This is a genomic window from Microbacterium gilvum (assembly GCF_039543865.1).
Taxonomy (GTDB): domain Bacteria; phylum Actinomycetota; class Actinomycetes; order Actinomycetales; family Microbacteriaceae; genus Microbacterium; species Microbacterium gilvum.
On the sequence record NZ_BAABKO010000003.1, the window covers coordinates 91,852 to 114,112 of the forward strand.

The 22,261-nt window shown below is 72.8% G+C and carries 24 protein-coding genes; 21 read left to right on the plus strand and 3 right to left on the minus strand.

Annotation, left to right across the window (positions count from 1 at the left end; genetic code table 11):
* Positions 1-14: 14 nt before the first annotated feature.
* The 11 genes from hpt to lysS all read left to right on the plus strand — a co-directional run bounded on the left by hpt (position 15) and on the right by lysS (position 10,435).
* Positions 15-566, plus strand: coding sequence for a hypoxanthine phosphoribosyltransferase (hpt, locus tag ABD998_RS09615; protein ID WP_345438491.1), 552 nt, complete (start codon positions 15-17; stop codon positions 564-566).
* Positions 567-698: 132 nt separating this feature from the next.
* Positions 699-2,705 carry an ATP-dependent zinc metalloprotease FtsH gene (ftsH, locus tag ABD998_RS09620; RefSeq protein WP_345438493.1) on the plus strand — a complete coding sequence of 669 codons (2,007 nt, stop codon included), beginning with the start codon at positions 699-701 and terminating at the stop codon, positions 2,703-2,705.
* 4 nt (positions 2,706-2,709) lie between these two features.
* A complete protein-coding gene (folE, locus tag ABD998_RS09625) occupies positions 2,710-3,315 on the plus strand; it encodes a GTP cyclohydrolase I (protein ID WP_345438495.1) in 606 nt (201 codons plus the stop codon).
* Positions 3,312-4,103 carry a dihydropteroate synthase gene (gene folP / locus ABD998_RS09630; protein WP_345438498.1) on the plus strand — a complete coding sequence of 264 codons (792 nt, stop codon included), beginning with the start codon at positions 3,312-3,314 and terminating at the stop codon, positions 4,101-4,103. The genes folE and folP overlap by 4 nt, the downstream gene beginning before the upstream one ends.
* 4 nt (positions 4,104-4,107) lie before the next feature.
* Entirely contained in the window at positions 4,108-4,500 is a 393-nt protein-coding gene (gene folB, locus ABD998_RS09635; protein ID WP_345438500.1) for a dihydroneopterin aldolase, read from the plus strand.
* Positions 4,497-5,042, plus strand: coding sequence for a 2-amino-4-hydroxy-6-hydroxymethyldihydropteridine diphosphokinase (gene folK / locus ABD998_RS09640; RefSeq protein WP_345438502.1), 546 nt, complete (start codon positions 4,497-4,499; stop codon positions 5,040-5,042). The genes folB and folK overlap by 4 nt, the downstream gene beginning before the upstream one ends.
* A complete protein-coding gene (locus ABD998_RS09645) occupies positions 5,039-5,524 on the plus strand; it encodes a DUF3180 family protein (RefSeq protein WP_345438504.1) in 486 nt (161 codons plus the stop codon). The genes folK and ABD998_RS09645 overlap by 4 nt, the downstream gene beginning before the upstream one ends.
* 253 nt (positions 5,525-5,777) lie before the next feature.
* On the plus strand, positions 5,778-6,365 hold the full coding sequence (locus ABD998_RS09650) for a PH domain-containing protein (RefSeq protein ID WP_425562971.1): 588 nt from the start codon (positions 5,778-5,780) through the stop codon (positions 6,363-6,365).
* Positions 6,362-8,044, plus strand: coding sequence for a PH domain-containing protein (locus tag ABD998_RS09655; RefSeq protein WP_345438506.1), 1,683 nt, complete (start codon positions 6,362-6,364; stop codon positions 8,042-8,044). The genes ABD998_RS09650 and ABD998_RS09655 overlap by 4 nt, the downstream gene beginning before the upstream one ends.
* A gap of 87 nt (positions 8,045-8,131) precedes the next feature.
* Positions 8,132-8,836 (plus strand): DUF2520 domain-containing protein, encoded by a 705-nt coding sequence (locus ABD998_RS09660; protein ID WP_345438508.1) that lies wholly within the window; start codon positions 8,132-8,134, stop codon positions 8,834-8,836.
* Between the two features lie 78 nt (positions 8,837-8,914).
* Complete coding sequence (gene lysS / locus ABD998_RS09665) at positions 8,915-10,435, plus strand: lysine--tRNA ligase (protein WP_345438510.1); 1,521 nt, start codon at positions 8,915-8,917, stop codon at positions 10,433-10,435.
* Positions 10,436-10,437: 2 nt separating this feature from the next.
* Here the strand turns inward: lysS and ABD998_RS09670 are convergent, their stop codons facing one another.
* Positions 10,438-11,577, minus strand: coding sequence for a DUF4192 family protein (locus tag ABD998_RS09670; RefSeq protein WP_345438513.1), 1,140 nt, complete (start codon positions 11,575-11,577; stop codon positions 10,438-10,440).
* 135 nt (positions 11,578-11,712) lie between these two features.
* Between ABD998_RS09670 and ABD998_RS09675 the strand changes: the two genes are divergently transcribed.
* From ABD998_RS09675 to cls, 8 genes are all read left to right on the plus strand, one after another.
* Positions 11,713-11,889: a hypothetical protein gene (locus ABD998_RS09675; RefSeq protein ID WP_345438515.1), complete on the plus strand. Its 177-nt coding sequence runs from the start codon at positions 11,713-11,715 to the stop codon at positions 11,887-11,889.
* Between the two features lie 64 nt (positions 11,890-11,953).
* Positions 11,954-13,102, plus strand: a complete 1,149-nt coding sequence (locus tag ABD998_RS09680) for a type III polyketide synthase (RefSeq protein WP_345438518.1) — start codon at positions 11,954-11,956, stop codon at positions 13,100-13,102.
* The gene (locus ABD998_RS09685; protein WP_345439107.1) at positions 13,102-13,797 is read left to right on the plus strand and encodes a methyltransferase domain-containing protein; all 696 of its coding nucleotides are present in this window, start codon (positions 13,102-13,104) and stop codon (positions 13,795-13,797) included. Before ABD998_RS09680 ends, ABD998_RS09685 begins: the two co-directional genes overlap by 1 nt.
* Positions 13,794-14,888: an FAD-dependent oxidoreductase gene (locus tag ABD998_RS09690; protein ID WP_345438520.1), complete on the plus strand. Its 1,095-nt coding sequence runs from the start codon at positions 13,794-13,796 to the stop codon at positions 14,886-14,888. The genes ABD998_RS09685 and ABD998_RS09690 overlap by 4 nt, the downstream gene beginning before the upstream one ends.
* Before the next feature lie 80 nt (positions 14,889-14,968).
* Positions 14,969-15,421: a DUF4383 domain-containing protein gene (locus ABD998_RS09695; RefSeq protein WP_345438522.1), complete on the plus strand. Its 453-nt coding sequence runs from the start codon at positions 14,969-14,971 to the stop codon at positions 15,419-15,421.
* Between the two features lie 7 nt (positions 15,422-15,428).
* On the plus strand, positions 15,429-15,908 hold the full coding sequence (locus ABD998_RS09700) for a type 2 periplasmic-binding domain-containing protein (protein ID WP_345438524.1): 480 nt from the start codon (positions 15,429-15,431) through the stop codon (positions 15,906-15,908).
* A complete protein-coding gene (locus ABD998_RS09705) occupies positions 15,905-16,885 on the plus strand; it encodes a cation transporter (protein WP_345438526.1) in 981 nt (326 codons plus the stop codon). The genes ABD998_RS09700 and ABD998_RS09705 overlap by 4 nt, the downstream gene beginning before the upstream one ends.
* Positions 16,886-16,935: 50 nt before the next feature.
* Positions 16,936-18,396: a cardiolipin synthase gene (gene cls / locus ABD998_RS09710; RefSeq protein ID WP_345438528.1), complete on the plus strand. Its 1,461-nt coding sequence runs from the start codon at positions 16,936-16,938 to the stop codon at positions 18,394-18,396.
* A gap of 1 nt (position 18,397) precedes the next feature.
* Here cls and ABD998_RS09715 read toward each other — a convergent pair whose 3' ends face one another.
* Both ABD998_RS09715 and ABD998_RS09720 read right to left on the minus strand, forming a co-directional pair.
* Positions 18,398-19,390 (minus strand): diacylglycerol/lipid kinase family protein, encoded by a 993-nt coding sequence (locus tag ABD998_RS09715; RefSeq protein WP_345438530.1) that lies wholly within the window; start codon positions 19,388-19,390, stop codon positions 18,398-18,400.
* A 32-nt stretch (positions 19,391-19,422) separates the two neighbouring features.
* Positions 19,423-20,004: a GNAT family N-acetyltransferase gene (locus ABD998_RS09720; protein WP_345438533.1), complete on the minus strand. Its 582-nt coding sequence runs from the start codon at positions 20,002-20,004 to the stop codon at positions 19,423-19,425.
* A 126-nt stretch (positions 20,005-20,130) separates the two neighbouring features.
* On the opposite strand from ABD998_RS09720, the gene serS reads away from it, so the two are divergent.
* Entirely contained in the window at positions 20,131-21,411 is a 1,281-nt protein-coding gene (gene serS, locus ABD998_RS09725) for a serine--tRNA ligase (protein ID WP_345438535.1), read from the plus strand.
* Positions 21,408-22,256 carry an HAD family hydrolase gene (locus ABD998_RS09730; RefSeq protein WP_345438537.1) on the plus strand — a complete coding sequence of 283 codons (849 nt, stop codon included), beginning with the start codon at positions 21,408-21,410 and terminating at the stop codon, positions 22,254-22,256. The genes serS and ABD998_RS09730 overlap by 4 nt, the downstream gene beginning before the upstream one ends.
* Positions 22,257-22,261: the final 5 nt, after the last annotated feature.

A 22,261-nucleotide genomic window follows, 5' to 3' on the forward strand; every position in this document is an offset into this window, starting at 1 on the left:
GTAGGATGGCGCACATGCGTGCTGCCGACATCTCCGGTGACCTCGACCGCGTCCTCGTCACCGAGGAGGAGATCCAGGCGAAGCTCCGCGAGCTCGCCGTGCAGGTGGAGGCCGACTACGCCGGCAAGAAGCTGCTGCTCGTGGGCGTGCTCAAGGGCGCCGTCATGGTCATGGCCGACTTCATGCGCTGCCTCACGCGCGAGGTCGTCATGGACTGGATGGCCGTGTCGAGCTACGGCTCGAGCACCAAGTCGAGCGGCGTCGTGCAGATCCGCAAGGACCTCGACACCGATCTGCAGGGCTACCACGTGCTCATCGTCGAGGACATCATCGACTCCGGTCTCACGCTGAGCTGGCTGCTCAGCAACTTCGCCTCGCGCGGAGCCGAGTCGATCGAGGTGCTCGCGCTGCTGCGCAAGCCCGAGGCCGCCAAGGTCGAGATCGACTGCCGCTACCTCGGCTTCGACATCCCCAACGAGTTCGTCGTCGGCTACGGACTCGACTACGCCGAGCAGTACCGCAACCTCCGCGACGTCGCCGTGCTCGCCCCCCACGTGTACAGCTGACGCGACGCGCATCACCGCGACGACCTCCCCACACGTACGCCGTGGGCGAATCACAGATGGCCCATAGACGTCGAGGGGTAGCCTGAGACGACTGCGCGCTGGTCGCGCCGACGGGAGGAAGTCACCCCAGGCATGGACGTCAAGAAGCTCACCCGAAACCCGCTGATCTACATCCTTCTGGTCGGCGTGCTGCTGATCGTCGGGTTCTCGCTCATCTCCAACCTGGGCGCGCCCAAGCAGATCTCGACCCAGGAGGGCCTCGAGCTGCTGAACGGCGACACCGTCACCGAGGTGCTCATCACGGATGGCGACCAGCGGGTCGACATGACGCTGTCCGACGCCTACGAGGGCGCGACGGACGTGCAGTTCTACTACGTCGAGGCCCGTGCCGACGAGGTCGTCAGCGCCGTCAGCGAGGCCGCCCCGGAGGACGGCTACGACGACGCCGTCCCGCGCGCGACGATCTGGGACAGCCTGCTGTCGCTCGCCATCCCGATCCTCCTCCTCGGCCTGCTCTTCTGGTTCCTCATGTCGAGCGCGCAGGGCGGAGGCCGCGGCGTCATGCAGTTCGGCAAGTCGCGCGCCAAGCTCATGAGCAAGGAGCACCCCGACGTCACCTTCGCCGACGTCGCGGGCGCCGACGAGGCCATCGAGGAGCTCCACGAGATCAAGGAGTTCCTGAAGGACCCCGCCCGCTTCCAGGCGGTGGGCGCGCGCATCCCGAAGGGCGTGCTGCTGTACGGCCCTCCCGGAACCGGCAAGACGCTCCTCGCGCGTGCGGTGGCCGGCGAAGCGGGCGTCCCCTTCTACTCGATCTCGGGCTCCGACTTCGTCGAGATGTTCGTCGGCGTCGGCGCGAGCCGCGTGCGCGACCTCTTCAACCAGGCGAAGGAGTCGTCGCCCGCCATCATCTTCATCGACGAGATCGACGCCGTCGGACGGCACCGCGGCGCGGGCATGGGCGGCGGCCACGACGAGCGCGAGCAGACCCTCAACCAGATGCTCGTCGAGATGGACGGCTTCGACCCCAAGGTGAACGTCATCGTCATCGCGGCGACGAACCGTCCCGACATCCTCGACCCGGCGCTCCTGCGCCCCGGGCGCTTCGACCGCCAGATCGGCGTCGACGCCCCCGACCTGAAGGGGCGCCTGCGCATCCTCCAGGTGCACAGCCGCGGCAAGCCGCTCGCCGACAACGTCGATCTCGAGGTCGTCGCGCGCAAGACGCCCGGCTTCACGGGCGCCGACCTCGCGAACGTGCTCAACGAGGCGGCGCTCCTCACCGCGCGCTCGAACGCTCAGCTCATCGACGACCGCGCCATGGACGAGGCCATCGACCGCGTCATCGCCGGGCCGCAGCGCCGCACGCGCGTCATGAAGGACAAGGAGAAGCTCATCACGGCCTACCACGAGGGCGGCCACGCCCTCGCCGCGGCGGCGATGAACTACTCCGACCCCGTCACGAAGATCACCATCCTGCCGCGAGGCAAGGCGCTCGGCTACACGATGGTGCTGCCCCTCGAAGACAAGTACTCCGTCACCCGCAACGAGCTGCAGGACCAGCTCGCGTACGCCATGGGCGGCCGTGTCGCCGAGGAGATCGTCTTCCACGACCCCACGACGGGGGCGTCGAACGACATCGAGAAGGCGACGAGCATCGCGCGCAAGATGGTCACCGAGTACGGCATGACGACAGCCGTGGGCCCCGTCAAGCTCGGCGGCTCGAGCGGCGAGGTCTTCATGGGCCGCGACATGGGCCACGGCCGCGACTACTCCGAGCGCATCGCCGAGAACGTCGACGACGAGGTGCGCGCGCTGATCGAGCTCGCCCACAACGAGGCGTACGAGGTGCTGAACGCCAACCGCGACATCCTCGACCGGCTGGCGCTCGCGCTCCTGGAGCACGAGACGCTCGACCATCTGCAGATCGAGGAGATCTTCAAGGACGTGCGCAAGCTCCCCGAGCGGCCGCAGTGGCTCTCGTCGAGTGACCGCCCCGTCTCGGCGCTGCCGCCCATCGACGTGCCGCGCAAGCGGCAGCCCGACGGGGTCGCCGCGCAGGCGTCGGCCGAGCAGCCGACGGCGACGCAGCCCGCGACCCGGCCCGCGACGGGCCACACGCGACCCGCCACGGCGTGACGGCGTGACCGTCGACCGGGAGCGCGTCGCGGAGCTCACGCGCGAGCTGCTCGTCGCGATCGGGGAGGACCCCGACCGCGCGGGCCTGCGCCAGACCCCGCAGCGGGTCGCCGATGCGTACGCGGAGTTCTTCGCGGGCGTCGGCCAGGACCCCGCCGAGCCGCTCGCGCACACCATCAGCGTCAGCCGCGGCCCGGCGCCCGACACGCTCCCATCGGGCGCCGTGCTGCTGCGCGGCGTGCGCTTCCGCTCGGTGTGCGAGCACCATCTGCTGCCGTTCGTCGGCCATGCCCACATCGCGTACCTGCCGGGCGAGCAGGTCGTCGGGCTCGGCGCGCTGCCGAAGGTCGTCGACGTGCTCGCGGCCCGGCCGCAGGTGCAGGAGCGCCTCGGCGAGCAGATCGCCGACGTCATCGACGGATCTCTCGACACCCGCGGCGTCGTCGTCGTGCTCGACGCCGTGCACCAGTGCGTGACGACGCGCGGAGGCCGTCAGAGCGACAGCTCCACGGTCACCGTCGCGGCGCGCGGCGCGCTCGCCGAGCCCGCCGCCCGAGGCGAGATCATCGCGCTCATCGCCCTGGGCGGCGGGCACGAGGAGCAGGCGTGACCTCCATCTGGGGCATCGTCAACGTCACGCCCGACTCGTTCTCGGATGGCGGGCGCCACTTCGCGCATGACGCCGCGGTCGCGCACGGACGCCGGCTCCTCGCCGACGGCGCCACCGTGCTCGACGTGGGAGGCGAGTCGACCCGGCCGGGTTCCGAGCCCGTGGGAGCGGCGGAGGAGATCCGTCGGATCGAGCCCGTCATCCGCGCGCTCGCCGCCGACGGAGCCGTCGTGAGCGTCGACACCTACCGGGCCGAGACCGCGCGCGCGGCCATCGCGGCGGGAGCCGCCGTCGTGAACGACGTCGCCGGCGGGCTCGCCGACCCCGCGCTGCTCGAGGTCGTCGCGGAGCACGGCGTCGACGTCGCGCTCGGGCACTGGCGCGGGCCGTCCGCCGACATGTACGCGCACGCCGCGTACGACCGGATCGGCCGCGAGGTCGCGGCAGAGCTGGCGGCGCGCGTCGATGCCGCCCGTGCGGCGGGGATCGCCGATGCGCGGATCGTCGTCGACCCCGGCATCGGCTTCGCCAAGCGCGGCCCGCAGAACTGGGCGCTCCTGCGCGCCCTCGACGACGTGCTCGAGCTCGGACACCGCGTGCTCGTCGGCACGTCGCGCAAGCGGTTCCTCGCGTCGGCGATCGGCGACGACGCGGCGCTCGAACGGCGCGACCTCGCCACGGCCGTGACGAGCGTGCTCGCGGTGCAGGCGGGGGCGTGGGGTGTGCGCGTGCACGATGCGGCGTCGACACGCGATGCGCTCGCGGTCGCACGGGAATGGCAGGGTTGAGAGCATGATCCCCCTCGATACGATCGAGCTGCGCGGCCTCACGGCGTTCGGCCGTCACGGAGTCTTCGAGGTCGAGCGCGAGGAGGGGCAGGACTTCTCTGTCGACCTCAGGCTCCACCTCGACACCTCCCGTGCCGCCGCGAGCGACGACGTCGCCGACACGGTGCACTACGGCGAGCTCGCCGAGAAGGTCGTCGCCGTCGTCGAAGGCGACCCCGTGAACCTCATCGAGACGCTCGCGCACCGCATCGCCGACGTCGTGCTCGCCGACGACCGCGTGCACGTCGTCGCGGTGACCGTGCACAAGCCGCACGCGCCCATCCGCGCCCGGTTCGCCGACGTCTCCGTGACGGTGCAGCGCACACGCGCCGGAGGCGGCCGGGCGGAGCCGTCATGACGACGCGCCGCCCCGACCCGCCCGCGCGCGCGTCGGCGGGCGCCCCGTCGCGGCGCACGCCCGCGGCGTACGTGCGCGCCGTCGTCGCGCTCGGGGCCAACCTCGGCGACAGGCGGGCGACGCTCGACGCCGCGGTCCGCGAGCTCGACCGCCTCCCGCTGACGGGGAGCGTCGTCTGCTCGGAGCCGCTCGAGACCGTCGCGGTGAAGCTCGACGGGCCCGATGCCGACGCCCCCGCCTACCTCAACGCCGTCGCGCTCGTCGAGACGCGGCTCGCGCCGACCGTGCTGCTCGGCTTCCTGCAGGCGATCGAGCAGCGCCACGGCCGGGTGCGGCGCGAGCGCTGGGGCGATCGCACGCTCGATCTCGACCTCATCGTCTACGGCGACGTGGTCTCCGACGACCCGCGGCTCGTGCTTCCGCATCCTCGTGCCGCGGAGCGCGACTTCGTGCTGCTCCCGTGGCTCCAGGTCGATCCCGACGCCGTACTGCCGGGCCACGGACCGGTCGCCGCGCTCGTGGCAGGGCGGGGCGCGCGATGAAGCGGACGACCGTGCTCGCGCTCGTCGTGGCGGCTCTCCTCGGCGGAGGGGGCGGATTCCTCCTCGACCACGTGCTCACCTCGAGCGGTCGCACGACGTTCGCGCCCGCTCTCATGCTGCCGGTCCTCCTCGTCCTCCTCGGCGCCCTGTGCCTCGCGCTCGCGTGGCCCATCCGCAGGGCCGTGCGCGACGCGGAGGCACCGCGCGTCGACCCGTTCCGCGCGCTGCGCGTCGCGGTGCTCGCGAAGTCGGCCAGTATCGTCGGCTCCGCCGTGGGCGGCGCCGCACTCGGCCTGCTGCTCTACGGAGCCACCCGGCCGGTGTCGCCCGCGCTAGGGTCGTTGGGAACGACCATCGCCACGGCGGTCGCGGGGGCGCTTCTCGTGGTCGCGGCGCTGGTCGCAGAGCATTTCTGCACGCTGCCGAAGGATCCAGATGAGCGACAGCCCGACGACCCCGCAGCCGGACTCGAACCCCGGTGACGAACCGGCGACCCCTCCGCTGACGCGCGCCGCTGCGCGTCGCGCTGCGGCCGACCCGCAGGCGCCGACCGGCTCCACGGCGCCGGAGGAGACGGCACGCGCTGTGCCGCCCGTGCCTCCCGCGCCGCCGGCTCCGGCCGTGCCTCCGGCCGCGGCCGTGCCGCCGCCCGCGGCCGTGCCGCCCGCGCCTCCCGTCCCGCCCGCGCGATCCGCCGGCATCCTGCCGCCGGCGGCATGGCCTCCCGGCGAGGACCTGTGGGTGCCGCCCGCTCCCGCGACGCCCGAGCCCTCCGCCCCCGTCGCGGCACCCGATGTGCTCGACGCGGGCACCTACCCCGCCATCCGCGAGCCGCGCGGAGCCGGACGCCTCTCCCTCGACGGCACGTGGCACCAGATCTCGCCGAAGTACGTGGTCTCGCAGTTCGTGCAGAACGCGATCTTCGTCGCCGTCGTGCTCGCCGCCGCCGGCGTGTTCTGGGCGCTCGTCGTGTCGGAGCCGTGGGTGTGGCTCGTCGCGGGCGCGATCGTGCTCGTCACGGTGCTCACGATGATCGTGCTGCCTCGCCAGGCTCGTGCGCTCGGCTACATGCTGCGCCCCGACGACCTCGTGTTCCGCAAGGGCATCCTGTGGCAGCGGATGGTCGCGGTGCCGTACGGCCGCATGCAGCTCGTCGACATCACCCACGGTCCCATGGATCGCGCCTTCGGCATCGCCAAGCTGAAGATGGTGACGGCCGCGGCCACGACCGGCGTCGAGATCCCCGGTCTCTCGCAGGACGCCGCCGAAGCGCTGCGCGACACCCTCATCGAGGTCGCCGAGACCCGCCGGACCGGGCTGTGAGCGACCCGTCGCGCCCGGCCGCGCCGGAACCCTCCGTGCTGCCCGGAGGGGGCTCGTCGTCGCTCGCGGACGGCGACTGGCATCGGCTGCATCCGCTGACGCCGCTGTTCAAGGGCGGACTCGCGCTCCTCATCGTCGCGGGAATCGTGATCGGCAACCTGCGCGACCGCCTGATCTACGGGTTCGTCGACCTGTTCACGCCGCGCGGCACGCGCGTCGAGGACTACTCGAGCGGCGACCCCGTCGACTGGGTGCTGTCGAACAACCTCCTCGTCGTGGCGCTGCTCGCGACGCTCGCCGTCGTCGCGGTGCTGAGCGGCGCGTTCTGGCTCGTGTGGCGGTTCCAGCAGTTCCGCATCACCGACGAGCACGTCGAGGTGCGCAAGGGCATCGTCTTCCGCTCGCACCGACGCGCTCCGCTCGACCGCGTGCAGGGCGTGAACCTCACGCGTCCGTTCCCCGCACGGCTCATCGGCATGGCCAAGCTCGAGGTCGTGGGCGCGGGCACCGACGCGAACGTGCCGCTCGAGTACCTCGCGACGGCGCGCGCCGAGGCGGTGCGCTCCGACATCCTCCGGCTCGCGTCCGGCGCGCGCGCCGCGCGCGAGGCCGCACGCGCGGGCGCCGCGGCGGGTTCCGCTCGTGCCGCTGCGCCGGGTGGCGCCGCGGGAGCGCGGGAGCACTTCCTCGGCAACCTCAACCAGGGGGTGAGCGGGCTCATCGACGGCGTCGACCGTGCCGACCTCGTGCCGGAGAGCGTCGTGAAGATCCCCGCGGGGCGCCTCATCGGCTCGCAGGTCATCAGCGGCGTGCTGTGGTTCGGGTTCTTCGCGGTCCTCCTCGGCGTGGTCCTGGCGTTCCTCCTGCCGGTCGCGCTCGGCAACGACGACGGCGACGGGCTCGTCATCCTCCTGGGGGCGGGCCTCGGCATGGGCGTGCCGCTCGTCATCGCGACCGTCGGCATCACGTGGGCGCAGATCTCGAAGTCGCTGCGCTACTCGATCGCTCCCACCCCCGACGGCGTGCGCATCACCTACGGCCTCCTCACCACTGTCACCGAGACGCTGCCGCCCGGCCGCATCTTCGCCGTCGAGGTGTCGCAGTCGCTGCTGTGGCGTCCGTTCGGCTGGTGGACGATCAAGATCAACCGCATGTCGGGGAAGAGCGCCGCGCAGCAGCAGTCGGGGAGCGCGCAGCAGTTCAACGTCGTGCTGCCCGTGGGGAAGCGCGAGGACGTGGAGAGGGTGCTCGCGCTCATCCTCCCCGACATGCCGCCCCAGGACCTCCCGCTCGTCTGGGAGCACGGCATCCTCGGGCCGGGCCCCGACGACCCGTACCGGACGATCCCGGCGCGCGCCTGGTGGCGCCGGCCGGTGTCGTGGCGGCGGCACGGGTACGCCGTGACGGAGTTCGGGCTGCTGCTGCGGCGCGGGCGGGTCTGGCGCAAGCTCGCCGTGTTCCCCTTGGCGCGGCTGCAGGGCGTGTCGATCGCACAGGGCCCGATCGACCGGCTGCAGCGCGTCGCCTGGGGACAGGCCCACACGGTCGTCGGGCCGATCTCGGGGCAGATCGTCGGGCTCGAACGCGACGACGCCGTCGCCCTGCTGGAACGGGTCAGCCGCGGGTCGGTGCAGGCTGCGACACACGACCACTCGCATCGCTGGGCGGCCAGGGCCTGATGCGGCCGCCGGCCGCGCGCGGCCGACCCGGTCGCGCGGATCGGGCGGGGTCGCGTAGGTCGAGCAGGGTCGCGTAGGGTCGAGGCCGTGCGACGCGACGGACGGCTGGGTGTCGGGATCATCGGCGCCGGTCGGGTCGGGCCCGTCATCGGTGCCGCGCTCGCCGGTGCAGGACACGCGATCACGGGCATCACGCGCGGGTCCGACGAGGACCGCGCGTCCGCCGTCCTGCCGGGCGCACCGGTGCTCGACGCGCTCGAGGTGGTGCGGCGCAGCGAGCTCGTCGTGCTCGCCGTGCCGCGACCGGAGCTCGCGGCCCTCGTAGCCGGACTCGCCGAGGTCGGCGCGTGGCAGCTCGGCCAGCTCGTCCTCCACACCGACGCCTCCCACGGCATCGAGGTGCTGCGGCCGGCGGCCGAGAAGGGCGCGATCCCGCTCGCGGTGCACCCCGCGATGGCGTTCACGGGCACGAGCGTCGACTTGCGCCAGCTCGCCGCATCGTATGCCGCGGTGACGGCGCCATCCGCCGTGCTGCCGATCGCCCAGGCGCTCGCCGTCGAGCTCGGATGCGAGCCCGTCGTCGTCGCCGAGACCGACCGCGCAGCCTACGCGGAGGCGATCGAGACGGCATCCGCGTTCTCCCGGCAGATCGTCCATCAGGCGACGGCGCTGCTGCGCGGCATCGGCGTCGAGAACCCCGGCGGCTACCTCTCCGCGCTCGTCCGGTCGACGGTCGATCAGGCGCTCACCGAGGCGACGCCCGCCATCCCCGACCTGCCGCTCGACGACTGACGGGGGCGGACGGCTCGCCAGGGGAGGCGCAGAGGGGCCGACTAGACTGGTCGCAGACTTTCCCCGAGGAGCCCCCGCATGTCTGAAACGCCCGTCGAGAACGCCCCCGAGACGCCCGAGGACGACATCTTCGAGCAGAAGGCGGTGCGGCTGGCGAAGCGCGAGCGGCTCGTGGCGGAGCGCGAGAGCGCGGCGGGCGGCGCGTACCCGGTGTCGGTTCCCGTGACGACGACCATCCCGGCCCTGCGCGCCGAGTACGGCGCGCTCGAGGCGGGCGCCGAGACGGGCACGACGGCGGGCGTCGCAGGGCGGGTCGTCTTCAGCCGCAACACTGGCAAGCTGTGCTTCGCGAGCCTGCAGTCCGGCGACGGGTCCCGCATCCAGGCGATGGTGTCGCTCGCCAACGTGGGCGACGACTCGCTCGCGGCATGGAAGGAGCTCGTCGATCTCGGCGACCACGTCTTCGTGTCGGGCGAGGTGATCTCGAGCCGCCGTGGCGAGCTGTCGATCATGGTGACCGAGTGGGCCATCGCGGCCAAGGCCGTCCTGCCGCTGCCGAACCTGCACTCCGAGCTCAGCGAGGAGAGCCGAGTGCGCAGCAGATTCCTCGATCTCATCGTGCGGGACCAGGCGCGCGACACCGTCCGCGCGCGGGCGAAGGTCAACGCGAGCCTCCGCGCGACGTTCGAGGGCCACGACTTCGTCGAGGTCGAGACGCCCATGCTGCAGGTGCAGCCGGGCGGCGCGACGGCCCGGCCGTTCATCACCCACTCGAACGCCTTCGACACCGAGCTCTACCTGCGCATCGCGCCCGAGCTCTACCTCAAGCGCGCCGTCGTCGGCGGCATCGACCGCGTGTTCGAGATCAACCGCAACTTCCGCAACGAGGGTGCCGACTCGACGCACAGTCCCGAGTTCGCCATGCTCGAGGCCTACCAGGCCTACAGCGACTACAACGGCATCGCCGACCTCACGCAGGAGCTCATCCAGAACGCCGCCGTCGCCGTGGCGGGCTCGACGACCGTGACCTGGGCGGACGGCACCGAGTTCGATCTCGGCGGCCAGTGGGACCGCGTCTCGATGTACCCCTCGCTGTCGGAGGCCGCCGGCGTCGAGGTCACGCCCGAGACGCCGCTCGGCGAGCTGCTCGCCCTCGCCGAGGCGAACGGCGTGGAGGTGCCGGCGCACGCCACGCACGGCAAGCTCGTCGAGGAGCTGTGGGAGCACTTCGTCGAGCAGCACCTCACGCGCCCGACGTTCGTCATGGACTTCCCCCTCGACACGAGCCCGCTCGTGCGCGAGCACCGGTCGATCCCCGGCGTCGTGGAGAAGTGGGACCTCTACGTGCGCGGCTTCGAGCTCGCGACCGGCTACTCCGAGCTCGTGGACCCCGTCATCCAGCGCGAGCGCTTCGTCGAGCAGGCGAAGCTCGCCGACCGCGGCGACGACGAGGCCATGCGCATCGACGAGGAGTTCCTCCGGGCCCTCGAGCACGGCATGCCGCCGACGGGCGGCATGGGCATGGGCATCGACCGCCTCCTGATGGCCATCACGGGCCTGGGGATCCGCGAGACCATCCTCTTCCCGCTCGTCAAGTAGCCTCACGCGGCCCCCGGCCGCTCGAACGCCCACTCCGGCAGCATGCCGTGCGATGCCATGGCCCCGACGAGCCGCGCGAGTCCGTGCTCGTCGTCGACGGCGAGCGCCTGCCGCGCGTACGCCAGGGCGTGCGTGCCGTGGCCGAGGGCCCACATGAGCCAGGCGGCCGAGGCGAGCGCCCCCGCGCGCGAGCGGCCGGGGGCGGAGGCCGCGAGCCGCTGCACGAGCGCGAGCGCGCGTTCGAGGCGGTCGGGATCGGGGCGCGGTCCTTCTCCCTTGAGCCGCAGCGGTCCGTCGGGCAGCGAGTCGTCGCCGTCGGCCCATCGCTCGTTGAGGTCGAGGACGTTCCACCCCTCCTGCAGGTCGCTGCTCCACTGCGAGAGCGCGACATCGCGGAAGCACGGACGCTCGAGCGCCCAGACGAGGAGGGCGGCGAGGTACGGGTCGAGGTCGTCCGTCTCCCAGTCGAGGCACTCCTCGAAGACGACGGGCAGGTCGGCGGCGAAGCACGCGGTCGCGAGCGCTCGAGGCGGGATGCCGCGGTTCGACGCCGCGCCGATGGCGCTGGTCCCCGGATGGTCCTCGCCCAGGATGACAGCCAACGCGCGGCCGAGCTCGAGATGAGCCCGCCCGAGGCGCTCGCGCTCGGCGAGGTCGACGGCGGGCGGGGCGATCCCCGCTCCCTGGTCGGGCAGCACGTCATCTCCGCCGGGAACGGCGTCTTCGTGGGCGATCTCCTCGAGCGGGCGCGGCGTCGGCCGCCCGTCGGCGTAGGCGCCCCATCCGTCGGCCGCGACGCACAGCGCATCTCTGACCTCGAGCCCGCAGTGGTCGGCGCGCTCGCGGAGCGCCTCGACGAGGCCCGCGAACGCCATCCCGTCGGCGCCGAGCAGCGGCTCGTCGGTGTAGACGACGGCGGCGAACTGCGTCACGCCGCGCATGCGGCACACCATGCCGAGCGCGACGGCGACGGCCTCGGGCCAGTGCTCCGGCCGCTTCGGCAGGTCGATGCGGGCGGCGCCGGCCGTGCGCCCGTCCTCGAACGGGACGACGAGGAGGCTGCGGCGCGGGCGGTAGCCGCAGACGTGGGGGAGGAGCGAGAGGAACGAGCGGGCGTCGCGGGCGCGGATGATCGTGGTCATGGTCCGAGGCTGGCGTGCGCCGGCGTCGTTCCGGCGGGTGTCCACAGCCCGGATGGCCGCCGCGCCGGGCTGCGCGCCCTGTGCACGCGAGGACGCCCCCAGGAAGCCCTCCGGCGCGCCGCGTACGATGGCGGCGTGGACAGTTTCTGGATGGCGGCGCTGTGGTCGCTCGCGCCCACCGTCGTCATCGCGATCGTCTTCTGGCTGATCCTCCGCAACATCCTGAAGTTCGACCGCACCGAGCGCCGGGTGTACGGCGAGATCGAGGCGGAGGAGCGCGCCAGGCGCGGACTGCCTCCCCGCGAGGGCTGATCCCGGAGCGGCGCGGGAAAGCAACCCCCTGTCGCCGCCGCGCGGTCGCGGATACCTTCGCGGCATGACGGTCACCCTCCTCGGTCTCGCGACCCTCGTCCCGCCGACGGTGCTGCATCAGGACGAGGTGCGCGACGTCTTCGCCGCGCAGCCCGGCCAGTCGCGGCTCGCGCAGCGGCTCGTCACGACGTCGTTCGGCGTCTCCGGCATCGAGCGCCGCCACACCGTGCTGCGCGAGCTGGGCGGCGGCGAGCCCGACGGCGGCGAGCCGCTCTTCTACGACCGCGAGACGCGCGAGCTGCGCTCTCCCGGCACGAAGGCGCGAAACGAGATCTACATCCGCGAGGCCACCCGCCTCTACGTCGACGCGGGGCGCGCCGCGCTCGCGCAGCAGCGGGCGCTCGACGCCGACGACGTCACCCACGTCATCACCGTCTCGTGCACCGGCTTCTACGCTCCCGGCCCCGACTTCGTCGTCGCGCGCGACCTCGGCCTGCCCGCCGACGTGCAGCGGTTCCACCTCGGCTTCATGGGATGCTACGCGTCGCTGCCGGCGCTCCGTCTCGCGAGCCAGCTGTGCCTGGCCGATCCCGACGCCGTCGTCCTCGTCATCAGCGTCGAGCTCTGCACGCTGCACCTGCGGCCCTCCGACGACCCCGACACGATCGTCGCCACCTCGCTCTTCTCGGACGGCGCGGGCGCGGCCCTCGTGACGGCGCGGCCCATCGGGTCGGACGAGCCGGGCTTCGACCTCGACCGCTTCGCGTCGAGGGTCGCGCCGGAGGGCGAGGGCGACATGGCATGGCGCATCGGCGACCACGGCTTCGAGATGGTGCTGTCGAACGCCGTCCCGGCGATCCTCGGGCGCCACGTCGTCGACGCCGTCCGCCCCCTTCTCGCCCCCGAGCCGGCGCTCGCGCGCGCACTCGACGACGGGGCGGCGGGCGCGGCCATCCCGCACTGGGCCGTGCATCCGGGCGGCCGGAGCATCCTCGACCGCGTCGAGGCGTCTCTCCACCTCGATGAGGCGCAGCTCGTCCCGGCGCGGGCGACCCTGCGAGACTTCGGCAACATGTCGAGCGCGACCGTGCTGTTCGTGCTGCGGCACATCCTCGACTCTCCCGCCGCTGCGGCGGGAGAGCGGGTCGCCGCGATGGCGTTCGGACCCGGCCTGACGGTCGAGTCCGCACTCCTCACCATCCGGGGCTCGTGATGCGCCGGCGGGATGCCGACGTCCGCGAGCTCATGGACGACCCGGCATGCGATCCCGTCCGGCTCGATCGGACGTATGCCCGATTCGGCATCGTCAACGCCGTCGTGGCCGCTCCCCGGCGCACCTACCGTCGGCGGATCGCGCCGCGCCTGCGCACGGGAGGCGTCCGCCTGCTCGACATCGGAACGGGCGGGGGAGACTTCCCGCGCGCCGTCGTCCGGTGGGCGCGCCGCGCCGCGCACCCGCTCGACATCCTCGCGATCGACCCCGACCCGCGCGCGTACGGGTGGGCGATGCGCGGGCCGCATCAGCACGGCCTGCGCATCCGGCAGATGACCGCGGAGGCCGTGCTCGACGCGGGCGAGCGGTTCGACGTGGTGCACTCGAACCACGTCCTCCACCACCTCGCCGACGACGAGGTGGTGGAGCTCCTGCGCGTGTCGGAACGGCTCCTGCGGCCCGGCGGCGTCGCCGTCCACCGCGACATCGCCCGGTCCGGGCTGGCCTTCGCCGCGTTCGCGCTCGCCACGCTGCCGTTCCAGCCATGGCTGCTGCGCGGCACGTTCATCCGCCCCGACGGGCTCACCTCCATCCGCCGCAGCCGCACGGCGCGCGAGCTCTCCTCTCTCGTGCCGGACGGCTGGGAGGTGCGGCGCGGATGGCCGTGGCGCGTCGAGGCGGTGCGCGCGCGATGAGCGCGCACGACGTCGCGATCGTCGGCGGAGGACCCGTCGGCCTCGCGCTCGCGTGCCTGCTCGCGCAGCGCGGCGTCGACGTCGTCGTGCGGGAGCGCGCGGAGGCGCCGTCGCCGCTCACCCGCGCCATCGGCATCCACCCTCCCGGGCTCGCCGTGCTCGACGCCGTCGGGATCGGCGACGCCGTGCGGGCGGAGGCCGTGGCCATCCCGGGCGGCGCGGCGCTCCGCCGAGGCCGCACGCTCGGCCGCCTCCGGTTCCGCGACCCCGTGCTCTCGCTCACGCAGGACCGCACGGAACGGCTCCTCGAAGCGCGGCTTCGGGAGCTCGCCCCGCGGGCGCTCGCGCGGGGCGTCGAGGTCGGGGCGGTCCACCTGGCACCCGACGCGGTCGAGATCGAGGACAGCCGGGGCGGGGCGTCGGCGCGGGTCCTCGTCGGAGCGGACGGCGCCCGCAGCCTCGTGCGCGATGCGGCCGGCATCCGGTGGGAGCGCCGCGATCCCGACGTCGCATTCGTCATGGCCGATGCGGCCGACGACACCGGATCCGGCGCTGTCGCGGCCATCCACCTGGAGCGGGAGGGCGTGGTGGAGTCGTTCCCGCTGCCGGGAGGCCGCCGCCGCTGGGTCGTGCGCACCGACGACCCCGCCGCCCGTTCCCGGGCGGGCTTCGCGGCCGTCGTCCGCGCACGCACGGGCGCCGTCCTGAGCGCCCTCGGGGAGCCGAGCCCGTTCGCGGCCCGTCAGCGCATCGCCGAGCAGTTCGCCCGCGGGCGGGTCGTGCTGGTCGGCGATGCGGCGCACGAGATGAGCCCCATCGGCGGTCAGGGGATGAACCTCGGGTGGCTCGATGCGGCCGCGTTCGCCGATGCCGTGGGCGACGGCCGCGAGCGCGCGGAGCCGTGGGCGGCGTATGCGGATGCGCGCCGCGAGGCCGCCCTCCTCGCGCAGCGGCGCGCGCGCTTCAACATGGCGATGGGTGCTCCGAGATCGGGCGCCGCGCTGCTCGTCCGCGACGCGGCCGTGCGGATGATCGCGCTGCCTCCCGCGCACCGCGCCGCGGAAGGTGCCTTCACCATGCGCGGCCTGTGAGCGCGCGCTGTCAAGCCCCTGCCCTCGCCGGCTCGGACGCGGTCTGCTGTTCGCGGGGGAGACGTCGAGAGGAGCAGCACATGAGCGACACCACCGTCAGCAGGGTCCGCTACGCGGGCACGCCCGTCCAGAAGGTCGCCCTCGTCTTCGGGGTCGTGTTCCTCCTGGTCGGCATCGCCGGGTTCATCCCCGGGCTCACGACCGACATCGGGTCGCTGGAGGTCGCGAGCCACACATCGGAGGCCATGCTCCTCGGCATCTTCCAGGTGTCGATCCTGCACAACCTCGTGCACGTGATGTTCGGCGTCGCGGGACTCGCGCTCGCCGGCTCCGCCCCCGGATCGCGAGGGTACCTCGTCGTGGGCGGCGTCCTCTACCTCGCGCTGTTCGTGTACGGCCTCGTGGTGCCGCACGACCACGCCGCCAACTTCGTGCCGCTCAACAGCGCCGACAACTGGCTCCATCTGGGTCTCGCGATCGTCATGATCGCGGCGGGTGCGCTCCTCGGCCGGGACGCGCGCCGACGGGTGTGAGGCCGTCATGACGGCGTCGGTCCGGCGGATCGGCGCCGTCGCCGCGCTCGCCGCCGTCCTCGCGACGAGCGCGTGCGGCCTGCGCATCCCCGAGGACCCCGACGGCACGCTCGACGCCGTCGTCGCCGCCGGGGTGCTCGCCGTCGGCGCATCCGACGAGCCGGGACTCGTCGAGGTCGACGCGGGCGCGGCGACGGGACCCCTCGCCGACGTCGTGGAGCGCTTCGCGGACGGGATCGGCGTCGGCGTCACGTGGACGGAGGGCAGCGAGGAGACGCTCGTCGGAATGCTGGAGACGGGCGACGTCGACATCGCCGTCGGGGGATTCACCGACGCCTCGCCGTGGATCGACCGCGCGGGCCTCACGCGCGGCTACCCCGACCTGCCCGGCGCCGTGGGGCGCCCCGTCGTCCTCCTCGTGCCGCTCGGCGAGAACCGCCTCCTCGCGGCGCTCGAGGCGCACCTCGACGCGGAGGCCGGCGGGTGAGCGTCCGGTGGCATCACTTCGGCCGCACCGACCTGCCGGCCGAGCAGCGCGACGCGCTCCGCCGGGCCGTCCGGTGGGAGGTCTTCACGATCTGCTACACGGCCGCGACGATCGCGCTGCTGGCCTTCGTCGTCGGCGGCTCGCAGGCCATGCGCACGGCGTGGATCGAGGACATGCTGTCGCTCATCCCCCAGCTCGCCTTCCTCGCGGCGCTGCCGTTCGTGCGGAAGCCCCCGACCAGGGAGTACCCGTACGGCAAGCACCGCGCCATGGGCGTCGGCCACCTCGTCGCGGGCGTCGCGCTCCTCGCGGTCGGCACGAACCTCGCCGTGGAGGCCGTCGTCTCCCTCGCGTCGGCCGAGCATCCCACGATCGGCACGGTCGCCCTCTTCGGGCACACCATCTGGCTCGGATGGCTCATGATCGCCGTCATGCTGCTCATCATCGTGGGCCCGGTGTTCCTCTACGGCCCCGCGAAGGCGAGGCTCGCGCCCGTGCTGCACAACAAGCTGCTGCACGCCGACGCCGACATGGCGAAGGCCGACTGGCAGACGACCGTCTCGTCGGTCGTCGGAGTGCTCGGCGTGGGTCTGGGCGTGTGGTGGCTCGACGGCGCCGCCGCTCTCGTCATCTCCGCGGGCATCGTGTGGGACGGCGTGCGCAACACCCGCGCGGCGGTCGTCGACCTCATGGACCGCCGCGCCCGCACGTACGACGACGCCGAGCCGCACCCCCTCGCCGCCGCGGCGGTCTCGCGCCTGCGTCAGGCGCACTGGGTGCGGGATGCCGCGGTCCGCGTGCGCGATCAGGGGCAGGTGCTCCACATCGAGGCGTTCGCCGTGCCGCGACGACGCGGTGTGAGGGTGGACGACCTGACGCGCGCGGCCGAGTCGATCGCCGCGCTGGACTGGAAGGTCCAGGACGTGCAGATGATCCCCGTCGCGCACCTCCCCGACGAGGCCGATCCCGGACGGTAGACGCCCGGAAGCCGCCCTTCGATAGGCTGGGGCGAACGGAGGGGAGCGGCGTGGACTGGCTCATCAGCTCTGCCTTCTGGATCGGCGCGTACACCGTCGTCGACATCATCGTCCGCGTGCTCGCGCTCATCATCATCCCGCGCAACCGCAAGCCGACATCGGCCATGGCGTGGTTGCTCGCGATCTTCCTCCTCCCGATCCCCGGGCTGCTCCTCTTCCTCCTCATCGGCAACCCGCGGCTGCCGCGCAAGCGCCGTCGGATGCAGACGGAGATCAACGCCGTGCTCCGCGAGGCGAACGAGAGCCTCGAACGGGGCACGCTGCGCCCCCACGAGCCCGCGTGGTTCAGCGCCCTCGTGCGCATGAACCGCGAGCTCGGCGCCCTCCCGATCTCCGGCGACAACGGCGTCCGTCTCATCACGGGGTACCAGGAGAGCCTCGACGCGATGGCCGAGGCCATCCGGCGCGCGCAGCGCTACGTGCACGTCGAGTTCTACATCTTCAAGTCCGACTCGTCGACGGAGAACTTCTTCCGGGCGCTCGAGGAGGCGTGCGCACGCGGCGTGGAGGTGCGCGTGCTCATGGACCACTGGGCGAACCTCTCGAAGCCGCTGCACAGGAGGACGCGCGACCGCCTCACCCGCATGGGCGCCGACTGGCACTACCTGCTGCCCCTGCGACCCCTCGGCGGGCGCTGGCAGCGGCCCGACCTGCGCAACCACCGCAAGCTCCTGGTCGTCGACGGGGAGGTCGCGTACCTCGGCTCGCAGAACGTCACCGATGCGAGCTACAACGTGAAGGCGAACATCCGGCGCGGGCTGCAGTGGGTCGATCTCATGGTGCGGCTCGACGGGCCGGTCGTGTCGAGCGTCGACGCCGTGTTCCTCAGCGACTACTACAGCGAGACGGGCGAGACGCCGGCGGGCGTCGACCTGCGCGAGATGGACGACGGCACGGGCGACCTCGACTGCCAGGTCGTGCCGTCGGGCCCCGGGTTCGAGGTCGAGAACAACCTGCGCCTGTTCCTGGGCCTGATGTACGCGGCGCAGGACAAGATCATCATGATCAGCCCGTACTTCGTGCCGGATGAGGCGCTCATGCTCGCCGTGAGCGCCGCCGTCTCCCGCGGCGTGCGCGTGGAGCTGTTCGTCTCGGAGATCAGCGACCAGGCCATGGTGTTCCACGCGCAGCGCAGCTACTACGAGGCGCTGCTCAAGGCCGGAGTGAAGATCTACCTCTTCCCGCCGCCGTACATCCTGCACACGAAGACGCTGTCGATCGACGACGAGGTCGCCGTCATCGGGTCGAGCAACATGGACATGCGCTCGTTCGGCCTCAACTTCGAGGTGTCGCTGCTCGTGCGCGGCGAGGAGTTCGTGCAGCAGCTGCGGAGCGTCGAGGACGACTACCGCGCGCGCTCTAAGCGGCTCGACCTCGTCGAGTGGGTGCGGCGTCCGTTCTGGAGCCAGGTGCTCGACAACCTCGCGCGGCTCACCTCGGCGCTCCAATGACTCAGAGGGGCGGATGGCCCTTCGGCACCGCGAGCAGGAGGCCGCCCTCGTCGACACGGCAGAGCAGGCGCACCGCCTCGCCGAACTCGTCGCCGTCGAGCTCGACCGGCTGCGCCTCGACCGCCGCCGCCTCGACGGAGCGCCCCTGCAGGAACCGGACGGAGGTGTCGTGGCGCCTCTCGATCACGCGACGCCCGAGACGCGAGCGGCGCAGCACGGAGTTGTCCCACCACACCTTGCGGAAGACTCCGAGCCAGCCGAAGGGCCCCGACGGCTGGATGAGCGCGACGTCGAGCCGCCCGTCGGCGATCGACGCCTCGGGGATGAGCTCGATGCCGGCGGGGAGCGTGCCGCAGTTGGCGAACAGCACGCTCTGCACCTTGGCGGCGTGGAGCTTGCCGCCCTCGACCTGGTAGACGACGCGGAACGGGTGCGCGCCGGGGAGCGCCCGCGCGGCGCCGTCGACGTACGCCACCCACCCGACCTGCTTCTTGAGACGCGGGCTCGTGTTGGCGATCATCGCGGCGTCGAGCCCGATGCCCGCCATGACGACGAACGCGTGCTCCTCGACCGCCCCGCCCGGTCGGCGCAGCCGCGCGACGCCGATGTCGACGGCGGCGGTGTCGCCCTCGATCGCCGCGCGCACCATCTCCTCGGGGTCGGCGAGCGGAAGGCGCAGGTTGCGGGCGAGCAGGTTGCCCGTGCCGCTGGGAACGATCGCGAGCCGCACGCCCGTCCCGTTCATCGCCTCCGAGACGGCGCGCACGGTGCCGTCTCCGCCCGCCACGAGCACGGCGGCCACCCCCTCGTCGAGCGCGCGCCGCGTGACGGCCTGGCCCGGGTCGTCCACCGTGGTCTCGAAGACGAGCGGCGGCAGCCATCCGGCCTCGTGCGAGAGCAGCGTCACGGCCGATCGCAGGGCGTCCGCCGAGGCGACCTTCACGGGGTTGTAGACGAGCGCCGCCCGCTTCGCGGAGGCGTCGTGGGCGGTCATGCTCACACTCTAGGTGGCGGATGGCCGCCGGCTCAGCCCGTCCAGTCCTCCGCCAGGACCCCGTAGTGCATACCGTCCATCCAGACGCCGGAGCGGTGCAGCCCGGTCTTGCGGCTGAACTCCTCGCGCTCCATCCCGACGCGCTCCATGAGCCGCCACGAGGGCTCGTTCGCCGCGAAGCACCCCGCGTGGACACGGCGTAGCCCGAGCGCCCCGAAGCACGTCGCGATCACGGCGCGGACGGCCTCGGTCGCGTAGCCGCGACCGGAGTGGCCGGGGTGCAGCGTCCAGCCGAGCTCGGCCTCGGTGCCGCGCGCGAGCTCGGCGACCTCGCGCTGCGCCCAGCCGTCCTCGACGCGCAGCATGACGTCGCCGATGACGAGGGGACCTCCCGGCTCCACGAGCTCGATCACGAGGGTCGTCGCGAGCCGCTCGGGCTGGACGAGGTGCGCTCGGAAGTCCTCGAGATCGGATGGCCCGTTCGTGATCCACATGGTCACCTCGGGCAGCCGCCGATGCCGCCACAGCGCCTCGGCGTCGTCGGCCGTCGCCCGCCGGATGACGAGGCGCTCGGTGCGGACGGGCCAGTCGACGGCGTCGAGGGGATCGGACATGCGCCTCAGGATACGGCCGTCGCCTCGACCGGGCGGACCGCTGCTTCCGGTCGCCCGGGGCAGGGTGCCGCCGTCGTCCGCCGCGGGCCCGCGGCCGGGAGCGGGCGACACGCCTAGACTCGGAGGGTGATCGACCCCGTGCTGCTCCGCGAAGACCCCGAACTCGTCCGGCGTTCCCAGGTCGCCCGAGGCAACTCGCCCGAGACCGTCGACGCCGCGCTCGCCGCAGACGCGTCGCGCCGGTCGGCGATCACGGCGTTCGAGGAGCTGCGCGCCGAGCAGAACGCGTTCGGCAAGCGCGTGGCGAAGGCGCCGAAGGACGAGAAGGCCGCCCTCGTCGCGCAGGCGAAGGAGCTCGCCGACCGCGTCAAGGCGGCCCAGCAGGCCGCGAACGAGGCGGAGGAAGCGGCCCGTACGGCGCTCGACGCCATCCAGAACGTCGTCATCGACGGCGTGCCGGCGGGCGGCGAGGACGACTTCGTGGAGCTGCGGCGCGTCGGGGACATCCCGACCTTCGACCCGGCCGACTTCCCCGACGGCCCGCTCGACCACCTCGCGCTCGGCGAGAAGCTCGGCGCGATCGACATGGAGCGCGGCGCGAAGGTCTCCGGCGCGCGCTTCTACTTCCTGAAGGGCGTCGGCGCACGGCTCGAGCTCGCGCTCATGAACTACGCCCTCGACACGGCCCTCGACAACGGCTTCACGCCCATGATCACGCCGACGCTCGTGCGGCCCGACATCATGGCGGGCACGGGCTTCCTCGGTGCGCACGCCGACGAGATCTACCGGCTCGAGGAGGACGACCTCTACCTCGTCGGCACGAGCGAGGTCGCGCTCGCCGGCTACCACAAGGACGAGATCGTCGACCTTCAGGACGGCCCCCTCCGCTACGCCGGCTGGTCGACGTGCTACCGCCGGGAGGCGGGCTCTCACGGCAAGGACACGCGCGGCATCATCCGCGTGCACCAGTTCAACAAGCTCGAGATGTTCGTCTACACGACGCCGGAGGAGGCGGAGGCCGAGCACGCCCGCCTCGTCGCGCTCGAGGAGCAGATGCTGCAGTCTCTCGGCCTGGCCTACCGCGTCATCGACGTCGCGGCGGGCGATCTCGGATCGAGTGCCGCGCGCAAGTACGACACCGAGGCATGGGTCCCCACGCAGGGCGCGTACCGCGAGCTGACGTCGACCTCGAACTGCACGACCTACCAGGCGCGTCGTCTCGACATCCGGCACAGGCCGGACGGCGGCAGGACGCAGCCCGTCGCGACCCTCAACGGCACGCTCGCGACGACCCGCTGGATCGTGGCCATCCTCGAGACGCATCAGCGACCGGATGGCTCGGTCGTCGTCCCGGAGCCGCTGCGGCCGTACCTGCGCGGCCTCGAGGTGCTGGAGCCGATCGCGTGACGCTCCCCGTCCCCGAGCCGGACCGCCTGTTCATCGCCCTCGACATCGACGGCACGGTGCTGCTCGAGGACGGGACGTCGAGCCCCGGCGTCGAGGAGGCGGTGGCCGAGGCCGTCGACCGCGGGCACGCCGTCACGCTCGCAACAGGGCGCAGCTGGGAGTCGACGCATCCCGTGCTCGATCGCCTGGACATCCGCCCGCCGTACGTCGTGTGCGCCAACGGCGCGACGATCATGTCGCGCGACGCCGACGAGCCGACCGGCTACGCCCGGCACACGATCGAGACGTTCGACGCTACGGAGGTGCTGCGCTTCATCCGCGGCCACCTGCCCGGCGCGAGCTACATGGTCGAGCTCGGCGACGGCACGCGCCTCTTCACCGACTTCATGGACGACTGGGACCTGAACCGCCCCGGAGCGCATCAGGTGCCGTTCGACGAGATGCTGGGCCTGCACGTCACCCGCGTCGTCGTCGTCTCGCCCGAGCACGATGGCGACGACTTCAACGACTTCGTCGAGCGGATGGGCCTGCAGCAGGTCACGTACGCGGTCGGATGGTCGGCGTGGCTCGACATCGCGCCGCAGGGCGTCAACAAGGCGACGGCGCTCGAGAAGGTGCGCGCGCTGCTCGACGTCGACCCGGCTCGCATCGTCGTGATGGGCGACGGACGCAACGACGTCGAGATGCTCGCCTGGGCGCGCGAGGGAGGCGGCGAGGCCGTCGCGATGGGGCAGGCTCCCCTCGAGGTGCAGCAGCACGCGTCGCGTCTCACGCTCTCGGTCGAGGGAGGCGGTGTGGCGGCCGCCCTGTCGCAGCTCGGCGCGGCGACCTCGACCATCCGCTGACGGCG